The sequence below is a fragment of the Trichococcus flocculiformis genome (assembly GCF_963662535.1).
GTDB classification, from domain to species: Bacteria; Bacillota; Bacilli; order Lactobacillales; family Aerococcaceae; genus Trichococcus; species Trichococcus flocculiformis.
The window spans coordinates 2,530,415-2,545,023 of the sequence record NZ_OY759718.1 but is presented as its reverse complement, the minus strand read 5'-3'; the positions used below and the strand labels follow the sequence as shown (position 1 = coordinate 2,545,023).

General features: G+C 49.9%; 13 protein-coding genes. 8 read left to right on the top strand and 5 right to left on the bottom strand.

Annotated features, from left to right (window positions below):
• Positions 1 to 11 precede the first annotated feature (11 nt).
• The 4 genes from ACKPCD_RS12080 (at position 12) to ACKPCD_RS12065 (ending at position 3,910) form a co-directional block, all read left to right on the top strand.
• The gene (locus tag ACKPCD_RS12080) at positions 12 to 743 is read left to right on the top strand and encodes a ThuA domain-containing protein (RefSeq protein WP_321433351.1); all 732 of its coding nucleotides are present in this window, start codon (positions 12 to 14) and stop codon (positions 741 to 743) included.
• A 52-nt stretch (positions 744 to 795) separates the two neighbouring features.
• The gene (locus ACKPCD_RS12075; RefSeq protein ID WP_321433350.1) at positions 796 to 1,764 is read left to right on the top strand and encodes a sugar phosphate isomerase/epimerase family protein; all 969 of its coding nucleotides are present in this window, start codon (positions 796 to 798) and stop codon (positions 1,762 to 1,764) included.
• A 15-nt stretch (positions 1,765 to 1,779) separates the two neighbouring features.
• Positions 1,780 to 2,847: a Gfo/Idh/MocA family protein gene (locus ACKPCD_RS12070; protein WP_321433349.1), complete on the top strand. Its 1,068-nt coding sequence runs from the start codon at positions 1,780 to 1,782 to the stop codon at positions 2,845 to 2,847.
• A 91-nt stretch (positions 2,848 to 2,938) separates the two neighbouring features.
• A complete protein-coding gene (locus tag ACKPCD_RS12065) occupies positions 2,939 to 3,910 on the top strand; it encodes an ROK family glucokinase (RefSeq protein WP_321433348.1) in 972 nt (323 codons plus the stop codon).
• Between the two features lie 96 nt (positions 3,911 to 4,006).
• Here ACKPCD_RS12065 and ACKPCD_RS12060 read toward each other — a convergent pair whose 3' ends face one another.
• The 4 genes from ACKPCD_RS12060 to ACKPCD_RS12045 all read right to left on the bottom strand — a co-directional run bounded on the left by ACKPCD_RS12060 (position 4,007) and on the right by ACKPCD_RS12045 (position 8,290).
• Entirely contained in the window at positions 4,007 to 4,630 is a 624-nt protein-coding gene (locus tag ACKPCD_RS12060) for an HD domain-containing protein (RefSeq protein ID WP_321433347.1), read from the bottom strand.
• Between the two features lie 46 nt (positions 4,631 to 4,676).
• Positions 4,677 to 5,111: a YaiI/YqxD family protein gene (locus ACKPCD_RS12055; RefSeq protein WP_321433346.1), complete on the bottom strand. Its 435-nt coding sequence runs from the start codon at positions 5,109 to 5,111 to the stop codon at positions 4,677 to 4,679.
• A 324-nt stretch (positions 5,112 to 5,435) separates the two neighbouring features.
• Positions 5,436 to 6,923, bottom strand: a complete 1,488-nt coding sequence (gene thrC / locus ACKPCD_RS12050; RefSeq protein ID WP_321433345.1) for a threonine synthase — start codon at positions 6,921 to 6,923, stop codon at positions 5,436 to 5,438.
• Positions 6,924 to 7,108: 185 nt separating this feature from the next.
• A complete protein-coding gene (locus ACKPCD_RS12045; RefSeq protein ID WP_321433344.1) occupies positions 7,109 to 8,290 on the bottom strand; it encodes an acetyl-CoA C-acetyltransferase in 1,182 nt (393 codons plus the stop codon).
• Between the two features lie 259 nt (positions 8,291 to 8,549).
• Between ACKPCD_RS12045 and ACKPCD_RS12040 the strand changes: the two genes are divergently transcribed.
• Positions 8,550 to 9,722 carry a hydroxymethylglutaryl-CoA synthase gene (locus ACKPCD_RS12040; protein WP_321433343.1) on the top strand — a complete coding sequence of 391 codons (1,173 nt, stop codon included), beginning with the start codon at positions 8,550 to 8,552 and terminating at the stop codon, positions 9,720 to 9,722.
• A 278-nt stretch (positions 9,723 to 10,000) separates the two neighbouring features.
• Here ACKPCD_RS12040 and ACKPCD_RS12035 read toward each other — a convergent pair whose 3' ends face one another.
• A complete protein-coding gene (locus tag ACKPCD_RS12035) occupies positions 10,001 to 11,344 on the bottom strand; it encodes a hydroxymethylglutaryl-CoA reductase, degradative (protein WP_321434568.1) in 1,344 nt (447 codons plus the stop codon).
• A 157-nt stretch (positions 11,345 to 11,501) separates the two neighbouring features.
• Between ACKPCD_RS12035 and ACKPCD_RS12030 the strand changes: the two genes are divergently transcribed.
• From ACKPCD_RS12030 to feoB, 3 genes are all read left to right on the top strand, one after another.
• A complete protein-coding gene (locus ACKPCD_RS12030) occupies positions 11,502 to 11,999 on the top strand; it encodes an AI-2E family transporter (protein WP_321433342.1) in 498 nt (165 codons plus the stop codon).
• 232 nt (positions 12,000 to 12,231) lie between these two features.
• Positions 12,232 to 12,468, top strand: coding sequence for a FeoA family protein (locus ACKPCD_RS12025; RefSeq protein WP_321433341.1), 237 nt, complete (start codon positions 12,232 to 12,234; stop codon positions 12,466 to 12,468).
• Positions 12,468 to 14,597, top strand: a complete 2,130-nt coding sequence (gene feoB, locus ACKPCD_RS12020; protein ID WP_321433340.1) for a ferrous iron transport protein B — start codon at positions 12,468 to 12,470, stop codon at positions 14,595 to 14,597. Before ACKPCD_RS12025 ends, feoB begins: the two co-directional genes overlap by 1 nt.
• The last annotated feature ends 12 nt before the right edge of the window (positions 14,598 to 14,609 follow it).

The following is a 14,609-nucleotide window of genomic DNA, read 5'->3' as shown; positions in this document are numbered from 1 at the left end:
GGGATAATCGAATGAAAGTAACGGTATGGAACGAATATCGGCATGAAAAAACGGATGAGGCTGTAGCAAAAGTCTACCCCAAGGGAATACACGGGCAAATCGAAAGTTTTTTGAAGGAATCAGGTTTTAATGTAAAGACAGCTACACTGGACGAACCGGAGCATGGGTTGACGGAAGCTGTCTTAGCAGAAACCGATGTGCTTGTCTGGTGGGGACACATTGCCCATAACGAAGTAACGGATGAAGTAGTCAACCGCGTCCATGAACATGTCCTGAAAGGAATGGGGCTGGTTGTTTTGCACTCGGCGCATATGTCCAAAATTTTTATGAAATTGATGGGCACAAGCTGCGACCTGAAGTGGCGTGAAGCCGAAGAAAAGGAACGGATTTGGGTAGTGAATCCAAGCCATCCAATCGCTGAGGGGATCGGCGAATACATCGAACTCGAAAAAGAAGAGATGTACGGCGAGCACTTTGATGTTCCGACACCGGATGAATTGATTTTTGTCGGATGGTATGAAGGCGGAAATGTTTTCCGCAGCGGGATGACTTACAGACGCGGTAACGGGAAGATTTTTTATTTTCAGCCGGGGCATGAGACGTACCCGACTTACTACAATAAAGATATCCAACAAGTCATCATAAACGGGATCGATTGGTGTAGAACGTCAAAGCGGGCTTATCCTGCTTATGGAAACAGCCAAGCGTTGGAAGAAATTAAAAATGGGCAGCAACCCGTATAAACAAGAGGATCAATGCTGACAAATCATGAAATGAAGAGAGCGAGGAATCGATATGAAACTAGGTGTATTCACCCCCTTATTTGCAAATTTAAGTTTTGAAGACATGCTGGATAAAGTCCAGCGAGCAGGTTTGAACGCAGTGGAGATCGGAACCGGTGGGAATCCCGGGAACCATCACTGTCCCACAGATGAACTATTGGAAAGTGAAGAGAAGCGAGCAGCGTACTTGGATGAACTGAAAAAAAGGAACTTAACAATCAGTGCATTCAGCTGCCACAGCAACCCGATTTCACCAGATCCTGTAGAGGCAAAGGCGAGCGATGAAATACTAAGAAAAACCATCAGATTGGCTGCGTTGATGGGGGTACCAGTCGTCAATACTTTTTCCGGAACGGCAGGCGACAGTGAAGAGGCAACAGCACCGAATTGGCCGGTCATTCCGTGGCCGGAAGTCTACACCGATATTTATAAATGGCAATGGGAAAATAAGCTTATTCCTTACTGGAAAGAAATCGGAGAAATGGCCAGCGAATATGGCGTCAAGATTGGCATCGAATTGCACGGCGGTTTCCTATGCCACACACCGTATACGCTTTTGAAATTGCGCGAAAATACCTGTGATGCAATCGGCGTGAACCTCGATCCCAGCCATTTGTGGTGGCAAGGGATTGATCCGGTCGGCGCCATTAAGATTCTGGGTGAAGCCGGAGCGATCCATCATTTCCATGCGAAAGACACCTATCTCGATCAGGACAACATCAATATGTATGGTCTGTTGGATATGCAACCGTATGGAGAGGTCAAAACGAGAGCATGGACGTTCCGATCGGTTGGCTGCGGTCACGATCTAAAAGTATGGTCAGATATGATGAGTGCGTTGCGGATGTATGGTTATGACTACGTGGTCAGCATTGAACATGAAGACCCTTTGATGTCCATCGATGAAGGATTGAACAGAGCTGTTACGAATCTGCAATCTGTATTGATTAAAGAGACCCCACACGCTATGTGGTGGGCGTAGAAAAGAGGATTAACGATGAAGAAATTAAAAGTCACGATCATTGGTTACGGAGGCATGGGCAGCTTTCACGCTAAGCTGATTCAGGCAAATCCGGAAGTAGAAGTGCATGGGATATTCGATATTTTGGAAAGTCGGCAACAGGCTGGTGAAGCGGATGGCTATAGTGCCTATGTCAGTCTTGAAGAGGCTTTGGATGATGAAACGGTGGATGCCATATTGATCGCAACTCCGAATGATGTACACAAAGAGATCGCTGTCCAGGCTTTGGAGGCAGGAAAACATGTCATTTGTGAAAAGCCCGTGACACTGAACAGCGAAGAGCTGTCGGAAATAATGCATACCGCAAAGGAACACGAGCGCGTGTTTATGGTCCATCAAAATCGCCGTTGGGACAGTGATTTTCAGATGGTCAAGGCTTTGTACGAGAACCGAAAAATCGGAGAGGTCTTCCACATCGAATCCCGTGTTCAGGGAGCCAATGGTATACCGGGTGACTGGCGCCATCTGAAAGCGCACGGTGGCGGCATGCTCTTGGATTGGGGGGTTCATTTGTTGGATCAGCTTTTGTATATGATCGACAGCCCGTTGGCGAAAGTTGCTGCAGATTTGAGTTACATATTGGGCGATGAAGTGGACGACGGCTTCATCAGCTATCTGACTTTCGAAAATGGCGTAACCGCCCTTGTAGAAGTCGGGACGACCAATTATATCAAACTCCCGCGTTGGTACATAAAAGGGACAAAAGGATCAGCGGTGATAGAAGATTGGGATCTAAAAGGAAAAATCGTGAAGCAGAGTGGAATTGAACTTGTGGCAGCACCCAAACCGATAAAAGCTGGCCAAGGGCTGACCAAAACGATGGCTCCGCCTTCCGAAGAGGCGATCATAAAAGAAAAATTTGAAAAAGTGTCAACTCAAATGGATCCGTTCTATACGAATTTCGCTAAAGTCGTCAGAGGCGAGTCGGAACCTATCGTCAAAAATGAAGAAGTTCTTCAATTGATGAAAATCATTGAATCCATTTTTGAGGCAGCGGAGACAGGACAAGTTATTGACGTACGGGAACACAGCTACAGCCGTTAAAAACAGCTGGACCGTTGCATTCATATTTTGAAAATGTGAGCAATTAAGCATCGTAAACGGTGAAAAAGTTTTGATTTGGAGGCACTACGAGATGCAGAAAAAAGTATTGGGAATAGATTTGGGTGGAACTTCAGTGAAGTTGGCCATACTATCCAAAGAAGGGGAAGTGCTCCAAAAATGGAGTATCCCGACAGACAACAGTGACGGCGGGGTTAAAATTGTGCCGGGAATTATCGAATCCATCAAACATCATTTGGACTTATACCGACTCACTTCTGAAGACTTTTTGGGCATAGGCATGGGTTCTCCTGGTGCAGTCAACAGAAGCGAAGGGACCGTTACGGGAGCATTTAACCTGAATTGGAGAGATGTGCAACCGGTAAGGGAGACAATGGAACAAGAAACGGGCATACCATTTATCATCGACAATGATGCCAATGTAGCTGCGCTGGGAGAAAAATGGCGTGGTGCGGGCGAGGACAATCAGGATGTCGTTTTTATCACCTTAGGGACAGGCGTCGGCGGAGGGATCATTGCTGAGGGCCAACTGATCCACGGAACAGCCGGCTCGGGCGGAGAAATCGGGCATATGACGGTTGATCCTGATGGTTTTGACTGCACTTGCGGGAAAAGGGGCTGTTTGGAGACCGTTGCCAGCGCTACCGGGGTCGTTAAGCTAGCGCGCAAACATGCAGAAGAATATGCCGGAGATTCAACCTTAAAAAATCTGATCGACGATGGCCAGGAAATCACTTCAAAAATGATTTTCGATTTCGCTAAAGATGACGATGGATTAGCGGTTATCGTTGTGGATCGCTTTGCCTATTTCTTAGGTCTGGCATGCAGCCATATCGGTAATCTGTTGAATCCGGCTTCCATCATCATCGGTGGCGGCGTTTCTGCTGCAGGGGAATTCTTGCTTGAAAAAGTCAATAAATACTATTTGGGATTTGCTTTCCCGAATGTACAGCAATCGACTAAATTGAAGCTTGCAGAATTGGGGAACGATGCTGGAATTATCGGGGCCTGTTATTTAGCAGTGGCTCATGCGAGTAATAATTAATAACTTGCTTTATTTTCAGATTAGAAATGCCATTTTAATGGAAAAGAGTGGCTCCAAATCATTCGAACTGATTTGGAGCCACTCTTATTTGTGTTGTTACTGGTGGCCATCCCATTCGGAATGGAAATCCTTGAGGAACTGTTCCATCCGCTCATGGCGGGAGAGTGCCTTTTGCTTGCCGGCTTCCGTGTGCATGCCATCCTTCAGCAGGAGTAGTTTTTCGTGGAAGTGGCCAATCGTATCGCTGTTCGGATCCTCACTGTGATCGGGATCATAGAGGGGCCGGTCTTTGTGCCCGCCATATGCAAAAGCGCGGGCGATGCCGATTGCGCCGATCGCATCCAGGCGATCAGCATCCTGCACGATCCGGCCTTCGATCGTTTCCAGCACGTGCTTGTTTTTCCCTTGCTTGAAGGAAAGGTTGTTCACGATGTAGATGACCTGCTCGATGACGGAGTCGCTCAGCTCGAAAGGTGTGAGGATGTCGGTGATGATAGCTTCGCGGTCGGAATCGGTATAGCCGAATTTATGGTCGGCGACATCATGCAAAAGGGCCGCCAAGCCGATGATGAGGCGATCACCTTTGCCTTCCGATTCGGCGATGTCTATGGATGTGTTGTAGACCCGCAACGTATGCCACCAATCATGCCCCGTTGCTTCGTTCCTCAGCTTGTCCGCGACGATGTGTTTCACATCTTCGATAATGATTTCATTGCGCATCTTGAAGCACCTCTTTCTTGATTCTGTTGGGATTCCATTAGGTTTCTTACAGTTTTGAAATGAGCAGTTTCCGGAATTTGTGCCGATCCGCATCCGTGAATGGTTTCGGACCTTTTGTGCGTTTGCCGCTTTTGCGGACCATGGCGCTCATATAGCGGTCCTCAAGCAGCCGTTCCATATTGCTGTTGTCGTAGGCGAACCCCTTGTGATGGAGGACGATGAGCCCCTTCGGCAAAGCAAGGGAGGCCAAACCGTAGTCCTGCGTTACCAGCAGATCGCCTCTTTTTGCGAGCTGGATGATTTTGAAGTCGGCTGCGTCCGCACCGGAATCGACGTAGACCGTCTTCACTCCGGACGGTTGAGGCGCATTGGAAAAGTGGGCAAAGCTGGTGACGATTGTGACCGGTATGTCGCGTTTGATGGCTTCTTCGATGATGATGTCTTTTACGGGACAAGCATCCCCGTCGATTAGTATATTCATATGGCGCCTCGATTCTGTTTCTTTCTGATTCCATTTTACCAAAAAACGGCGCGGAATTCGCTATGATGTGTGTGTCTGGTCGTAAAATTGAAAGAAATGTTACCGGCAACTCCGGCCAAGCGCTGTTTACCGGACTTAAGGGTAAAATATGGCGGCCAGCTCCGATTAGTGGGGGCTGGCCGGAGGAGGGGAAACCTTTGCATCCTCAGCTACGACGAAGACTTGTCTCACCGGAGGACAGAACCAACGCCAACCGAGCGCGCAAAAAAACCGGCAGCCCGGAAATATTCCGGACCGCCGGCTAGGCTTTCAAACATTCTTGAATCAGTTCAAGCCCAGGATGGACTCGACGCTCTTCTGCATGTCGTTGGAAGCGACAACCGTGTTGTGGCGAACTTCCGCATGCAATAATTCTTCGATGGCTGCTGGGAAAGCGACGCCGCTCAATTCTCTCAGACGGTCCAACATTTCTTCCATGGAATCATCCGAAAACTCAGGGTCGATGGCAGTCAGGACGGCTTGCGGGAATTTATACGGGCTGGCAGTCGATGCGATGATGATCGGTGTGTGATCATCGGTTTCGGCTACATAAGTGTTTGCGACATGCGCCGCCACAGCTGTATGCGGGTCGATGACATAGCCATCAGCATGATAAAGTGCAGCAATCTGTGCCGCCACTTCTTCTTCAGTCGCGTAGTCCGCATAGAAATCCTTCGCTTTTTCTTTCATTGCTTCCGTCACTTCGTAGCGACCGATTTCCTTCAATTGATCCATGAAAGTTTGGACTGCTTCCGTACTTTCGTCGGCCATCAGGTACAACAGACGCTCCAAGTTGCTGGAGACCAGGATATCCATGGATGGGGAAGTCGTCAAAATGAAGTCGCGGTTGCGATCATATGCGCCGGTATCGAAGAAATCGACCAAGACTTTGTTCTCGTTTGAAGCGATGATCAGTTTTTGGATCGGCAAGCCCATTTGCTTAGCGAAGTAGGCAGCCAAGATGTTCCCGAAGTTGCCGGTAGGAACTACGACGTTCATCGGCTCTCCGGCAGCGATGGCACCTTGTTTCACCATTTGGCCGTAAGCGTAGACGTAATAGACCACTTGCGGAATCAGACGGCCAATGTTGATGGAGTTCGCAGAAGAGAATTGGAATCCTGCTGCGTCCAAACGTGCCGCCAAGTCTGCGTTTCCGAACATGTTTTTGACGTTCGTCTGTGCGTCATCGAAGTTTCCGTCGATGGCCACAACAAAGGTGTTGGCGCCTTTTTGTGTCACCATCTGTTTTTCCTGGATGGCGCTGACGCCGTTCTTAGGATAGAACACGATGATGCGTGTGTTCGGCACATCAGCGAATCCGTCAAGCGCCGCTTTTCCGGTGTCACCAGAAGTCGCCGTCAGGATCACGATTTCTTTCGTGCTGCCGTTCTTTTTGGCGGAAGTCGTCATCAAGTAAGGCAGGATCGAAAGGGCCATGTCTTTGAAGGCGATGGTCGGTCCGTGGAACAATTCCAGATAGTGGTTTCCGCCGGCTTTCACTAACGGAACGATGCTGGAGTCATCAAATTTGTCGTCGTAGGCTGCATTGACGCAATGTTTCAATTCTTCCTCAGTGAAGTCGTCGAAGAATTTCTTCATCACATCGTAAGCTAATTCTTGATAAGTCATGTCGGGCAGGCGATCCAATGCGATGTCCAAAGCCGGAATGTGATCGGGCACGTACAATCCGCCGTCTGGCGCTATCCCTTGTAATATTGCTTGTGAAGCCGTCAGTGTTTTTTCTGCATTTCGTGTGCTATGATAGGTCGTCACGGATTCAGTCTCCTCTACATTATTCTCATTTTTAAATTAAAAATTTCTCATAAAGAGTATGCCACATTTTTGTTGAAAACTCAATAACATATCGAAATGCGCGTTTTTCTGACGCTCTTTTTTATGAAAAAACTCCCCTGTCAAAATCAAATGACGGGGAGTGATTGTGTGCGGTCAAAAACAGTTCAAGGGCGCTCAACGATCATGGCGATGCCCATTCCGCCACCGATGCAAAGGGAGGCGAGTCCGAGCTTCGTATCAGTCCGTTCCAACGCATGCAGCAGAGTCACCAGAATGCGAGATCCGGATGCGCCGATGGGATGTCCCAAGGCGATGGCGCCGCCGCTGATATTGATTTTTTCCTCAGGCAAGCCCAAATCCCTGATTACGGCGATGCTCTGGGAGGCGAACGCTTCGTTCAATTCGAAAAGGTCGATGTCATCTGCAAGCAATCCGGTTTTGGACAATACTTGCTTGATGGCATAATAAGGCGCGTATCCCATGATGGCAGGATCGATCCCTGTTTCGGCATAACCTTTGATTGTGGCCAGATAGGGGATGCCTTTCGCTTCGGCCTCCGACTTCGGCATCAGCACCAAGGCTGCCGCTCCGTCATTGATTCCGGATGCGTTTCCGGCAGTTACCGTACCGTTCTTTTGGAAGGCCGGCCTTAATTTGCCCAAGCTTTCGATAGTAGCGTCTTTGCGGAGGTATTCATCCTCGGCAAAGACCTTCTGCTGGTTCTTGCGGTCTATGAGGATGATAGGCGCAATCTCTTGATTGAAGTAGCCGGCTGCTTGAGCAGCGGCCGCTTTTTGTTGCGAATGCAGCGCGAAAGCGTCCTGCTCTTCACGGCTCACTTGGAATCTTTCCGCCACCGTTTCGGCGGTGATGCCCATATGCTGCTGATCGAACGCATCCGTCAGGCCGTCGTGCACGAGACTGTCGATGGCATTGATATCGCCGAGTTTGCTTCCCCAACGTTGGTTCGGCAAGAGATAAGGTGCTTGCGACATGCTTTCGGTGCCTCCAACGACTACAGTTCTGGCATCGCCGAGACGGATAGCTTGGCTCGCCAGGATGATTGCTTTCAATCCGGAGCCGCAGACTTCGTTTATCGTCATGGCTGTTTTTTCATAGGGGATCCCGGCAGCAACAGCGATTTGCCGTGCCGTGTTCTGGCCGATGCCTGCCTGCAGGACGTTCCCGAAAATGACGGAATCCACTTCATCGGGGGATAAGCCGGCGCGATTCAACGCAGCTTCTGTGGCCGTTTTCCCCAGCTCCACTGCGTTACAATTTTTGAGGCTGCCTCCGAATGAACCGATGGGGGTTCTGGCAGCACTGACAATTACGACTTCTTCCATTGAATGTCTCCTTTTTGCGTTCATTGATGTGGAAAGCTGTTCCTCCACACGGTGTATCTCTTATTTTACGATAATCAGTGCACTTTAGCATATAAGAATTAGTAAAGAATTACAAACAGAACGCAATTTTCAAATATCAGATTTCTAAGATATCCTTAATTTGGATGGCCCGAGGTTGTTTTTTTGTGCGGTCTGGTCTATCATTTGGGATGAGAGGCATCAAAAATGTTATATATATGAACAATAAGGGGTAATTGATGTGAAGATTGGGATAGATAAGATTGGCTTTTATGCGCCGCACTTCTTTGTGGATATGGAAAAATTGGCGGAGGCCAGGGGGGTCGATCCGGCCAAGTACACGATCGGCATCGGGCAAGAAAAGATGGCTGTCGCGCCCATCACGCAGGATGCCGTTACGTTAGCCGCTAATGCCGCATTGCGTATCATTGATAAAGAGGATCTGGAGAAAATCGACTTGGTCATTTTCGGAACGGAATCGGGCATCGACAATTCGAAATCAGGTGCCGTCTACGTCCATGATCTGCTTGGAATTCAGGAACATGCCCGTTGCATCGAATTGAAGCAGGCGTGCTACGGAGCGACTGCCGGCATCCAACTGGCAAAAGGGCATATCGCTTTGAATCCGGAAAGCCGTGTATTGGTGCTCGGTTCGGACATTTCCCGCTATGGAATCGGTAAGGCTGGCGAAGTGACGCAAGGTGCTGGTGCAGTCGCCATGATCATCAGCGCGGAACCGCGCATCCTCGCGCTGGAGAACGAAAGCAGCTATCTGACCGCCGATGTGATGGATTTTTGGAGACCCATCTACTCGGAAACGGCTTTTGTCGACGGTAAATATTCAAATGAGCAGTACATTTCGTTCTTCGTGAACGTTTGGGAAGACTTCAAAGCGAAATACGGCGCCACATTGGCTGACTTCGAAGCCATCTGTTTCCATCTGCCTTACACGAAAATGGGCATGAAAGCTCTGCGCGAAGTGCTGGATCAAGGTTCCGAAGAAGACCGTGATCGTCTTTCAGCGCATTACCGGACAAGCACTGTCTACAACAAAATCGTCGGAAATATTTATACGGGATCCTTGTATCTGAGTCTGCTGTCCCTGCTGGAACTTTCCGATGACCTGAAGGCGGGCGATAAAATCGGACTCTTCAGTTACGGCTCCGGAGCGGTCGGTGAGTTCTTCTCGGCCACGCTTCAAGAAGGGTTCAAAGCGGTTTTGACCGCGGCTGAGCACGGGAAAATGTTCGCGGGACGGACAGAAGTGAGCGTCAAAGAATATGAAGAGATCTTTTCTCGTGTTTTGCCGATTGATGGTTCAAGCATCGAATTAGATGTGGATGCAGATCCTGCGACTATCTGTATTGAAGGAATGGAAAACAACAAACGCATTTATCAGAACAAAAGCAGATGATCGCATAAATGAGGACAGCACACCGTCAGCCAGATAACTGGTGGACGGTGTGCTGTTTTTGATTTTTAATGGTTCTGGCGGCCGGCACCTCCGGCCAAGCCGGCCTTGGCCGGAGGAGAAACGAATTTCGGCCTTGTATTCCGGTGAGGCCGCCGTGACCGGAGAATAAAACAAAATCCGGTACCTCTACTCCGGCGAGGCGAGCCTCACCGGAGGAAAAACGGGAATCCAGCCCGGCAGCTCGCTCTGGAACCCTCCGCCATCGATCTTGTTGTGACTCAATCGACTGCATCCGCACCGCGGATTTGCGTCAAAAGTGCTTGCGCCGTCGCCAGGTTCATATTTTTTTCGCCTTTAAGCCGCTCTGAAAGCTGTTCGATTTCTTTACCGACCGCGCCAGCGCTGATTGCCAAGGAACGCGAATGCAGACCCATATGTCCTTTTTGGATGCCTTCCGTCACGAGCGCTTTGATGGCGGAGAAATTTTGCGCCAGTCCGACCGATGCGATGATGGACTCCAGTTCGGATGCCGAACGGTAGCCGAGAATTTCTTTCGTCATTTTCGCAGCAGGGTGGAAGTTGATGGATCCGCCCACAGCTCCGATCGGCAACGGCAACGTCAGACTTCCAATCAGATCCCCGTTTTCGGCTTTTTTCCAGGTTGTCAGCGAACGATACTGTCCGCTGCGAGAGGCATAGGCATGTGCTCCCGCAGAAATGGCGCGCCAGTCGTTTCCGGATGCCAGCACAATGGCGTCGATACCGTTCATGATGCCTTTGTTATTGGTGACGGCGCGATAAGGATCGACGTAGGCAAACTGATAGGCTTCAATCAGTCGGTCGCGCACTTCATCACCGGAAAGGCTCCCTCTGCCCAAGAGACTTGAAGGTATCCGGCATTCGGCGGTCGCCAAGCAGTCGGTCGCGTAATTGGTCAGGATTCCCATCAAAGCTTCGCCGCCGGTCAAACGCTCCAAGTAAGGGATGACGCCTTCCATCATCGTATTGATGATGTTGGCCCCCATCGCCTCCAACGTCTCGACATGGAGATGGACGACAAGAAACGCCGGAATCCCTTCATCGGGAACGGCGGCCAAACACCTTACGCTGACGCGACGGGCACCGCCACCACGTTTCACGATGGAAGGATGGGCAGCATTGGCCGTCTCCAGGATTTCATCCTGATGCGAAAGGATAAGTTGTTCAGCAGCATCACTGGCGGGGACATTTTTTAAGGCAACCTGGCCGATCATGACCCGTTTCTGGATTGTCGTCCGGAATCCGCCCGCCTTGGCGATGATTTTCGCGCCCGCGCTGGCTGCAGCGATGACGGAAGGCTCTTCAATGGCCATCGGGACGGCATAGTCTTTTCCGTCAATCAAAAAGTTCAAGGCGACACCGTAAGGTAAATCATAGGTGCTCAATTGATTTTCGATCATGTTGTCGGCGATTTCCTGGGGCAAGCTTAATCCTTCATGAAGCTTGGCTGTCGCTTCTTCATTCAGGAGGCCGGCCGCGTGTAAGGCAGTGATCCTTTCGGCTGGGGTTTTATCGTAAAATTTCTGAAGATGTTTGGATTCCATTTTATGCTGCTCCTTTTCCCGAGTGTTTTTGCGTGTAATCGGTGTCTGTTTCCTATAATCTTATCATAGAACCATCCTGATGGCATCAGCCTTCAAGCGACTCGCCTCCAACGGGAAAGAATCCGACCAATGGCCGATGCTTGGCTGGTGCACGGGCGTGTATACTGAATGTATAAAGAGAAAGCGAGGGATCGCATTGGATACGATCAGCTATTATATCAAAGAAATCATTAACGCAACCGGAAAAGGCTTGAAGGGGTATCTCATATCCGCCATCAAATTGGCTGCCATCAGCTTTGTTCTGCTGTGCATCGGATTTCTGTACTTCGGCATCGACTTTTGGTTCCTGAAGGCGCTGGGAATCGCGGTTTTCGATCTTATCCCGATTCTGGGGAGTGGGATGGTGATGATCCCTTGGGCGGTGATCCATCTGCTGCTCGGGAACACAACGTTGGCTTGGCAAATCGGACTGCTGTACATCATCCTTGTGGTCGTCCGTCAGATTGCGGAGCCGTTCATTACCGGCAAGGAACTCGGTATCCGGCCGCTGTACACATTTTTGGCGACCGTCATCTGCATTCTGTTGTTCGGGCCAATCGGAGCCGTTCTGGGTGCAGTGGTCGCGGTCGTGATCAAAGCCATTTTGGAAGTTTCGAGTGTCAGCCGAAACAATTATGATAAACATCGTCGCTGAAAAGAGACAACATTTCACAAGCGCGGGAGAAGTTGACTTCTTCCGTGCCTTTTTATTTTTTCGCGCCCTTGCAGACTGGACCTATCCCCGCCTTTCTGACGAAAAAAAATAAGCAAAGAGGCACGAATTATCTTGACCTGAAGGGGTCTATGCCTTAAGCTATGACTTAATGAGAATGGTTCTCAATTAGTGCAGAGAAATTACTATTGCTGAAGAAATGGAGGGGACGATTTTGACGAATCTAAAAGACTTGCCGATTGGCGTGACTGCGATTGTGAACAAGATAACAGGACAAGGCGCTACCCGCAGAAGATTGATGGATATGGGGATCACGAAGGGCACTGGCATTTATGTCAGAAAAGTCGCTCCATTAGGCGATCCGATCCAAGTGATGGTGCGCGGATATGAATTGTCGATACGCAAAAAAGATGCCGAGATGATCGAAGTTACGTTCGGGGAGGAAAAATGATGGGGAAAACCATAGCGTTGGTCGGAAATCCTAATAGCGGGAAAACGACCTTATTCAACCATTTGACAGGTTCCACCCAACGCGTCGGCAACTGGCCGGGGGTGACGGTCGAACAGAAATCTGGCACCTTGTTGCATGACGGCGAAACGCAGGTCATCGATCTGCCGGGCATCTATTCGCTTTCCCCGTACACAATCGAGGAAATCGTCACGCGCGATTATCTGACGCTGGATGCACCGGATCTGATCATCAATATCGTCGATGCCTCCAATCTGGAGCGGAATCTTTACCTGACTACCCAATTGATGGAATTGCATCTCCCGATTGTCGTTGTTCTCAATATGATGGACATCGTCGAGAAACGGGGCGATCAGCTCGACGTCGCCGGTTTGTCGCGCGCATTCGGATTGCCGTTCGTAACGATTTCGGCACTGAAGGAAAGCGGATTGGAAGAGTTGTTCAAGGCCATCGCTGAACCTATATCAGTAGCAGAACCGATTACATACAGTATCGTTGTGGAAAGCATCCTTGATACGATCGAAGAAATTCTTGCGCCATTGGTTCCGAAAAAATTACGTTGCTACTACAGCATTAAGCTTTTCGAAAGGGACAGACAAACTGCTGGAAAACTTACGATTCCCGAAGAAGGCCAAGCTGTCATGGAAGGTCTGCTCAGCCGTTATGAAAAGGAATTGGACGACGACTCCGAAGCAATCCTGATTAACGAACGCTATAAATTTGTGACGAAAATTACGCGCCAAGTGCTCGTGAAAAATAGCGAAAAAGCCTCCTTCTCAGTCGTGATCGATCATATCGTAACGAACCGCTGGCTTGGGTTGCCTATTTTCGTCCTGATTATGTATGCGGTCTACTACTTCGCCATCACAACTGTGGGGACGTGGGGGACTGACTGGGTAAACGATGTGTTGTTCGGAAGCATCGTTCCCGAGGCTGTGCAAACGTTCTTCGACAGCATCGCCATCCATCCCGCAGTCAGCAGCCTTGTGATCGACGGCGCCATCGGAGGGGTGGGTGCAGTTCTTGGCTTCCTGCCGCAGATGGCCGCCTTGTTCCTCTGCTTGACCTTGCTGGAGGACAGCGGGTATATGGCCCGCGTCGCCTTCGTGATGGACAGGGTTTTCCGCGGCTTCGGGCTTTCGGGTAAATCGTTCATTCCCTTGCTGATCGGTTCCGGTTGCTCGGTTCCGGGCATCCAGGCTTCCCGCACAATCGAAAATCTACAGGACCGCCGTATGACGATCCTGACAACTTCCTTCATTCCCTGTGGCGCGAAACTTCCGGTCATCGCCCTGATCGCCAACGCCATCTTCGGCGGCGCATCCTGGGTTGCCTTGTCGATGTACCTGCTGGGGATCGCGACTGTCATCTTCTCCGGTGTGCTGCTGCGTAAGACAGCGATCTTTTCCGGGGAGGCATCGCCATTCGTCATGGAGTTGCCGATGTACCACTGGCCACAGTGGAAAAGCATTTTCCGCGCGGTAGGAGCCCGTTGTTTGGCTTTCGTCAAAAATGCGGGAACTGTCATCTTCCTCAGCTCCAGCTTCATTTGGTTTTTATCTTCCTTCAACTGGCAGCTTCGAATGACGGTTGAAAGTGACCAAAGCATCCTGGCCAAAATCGGCAGTGCAGTAGCTATATTCTTCGCGCCGTTGGGCTTCGGCTCTTGGCAAGCGACGGTGGCGACCATCCAAGGATTAATCGCGAAGGAAAATGTTGTCGGTACATTTGGTGTATTGATGAACACAACCGGTTCGGAGGCGGAGGTAGCTGCCGCATTCAGCACACTGTTCAACCCGGTGAGCGCAGTAGCCTTCCTTGTGTTCAATATGATCTGCATGCCTTGTTTCGCGGCTGTCGGAGCGATGCGCACCGAATTCGGCAGCGCTAAATGGACGCTTTTCGGCGTCTTGTATCAAACTACTTTGGCTTATGTCTTGGCCTTCATCATCAATCAGCTCGGATCCGTCATCGTGTTGGGTGCACCTTTTGGGGCGGGAGCCAGCATAGCGGCTGCAGCAACGGCAATATTGGTGTTCTTGGTCGTCAGACCCGCGCCTAAAAAAGCTTCACCAATGTGGGGAAGCTTAGCGAAACCGATGATCAAATAGAAAGAGGAGGCG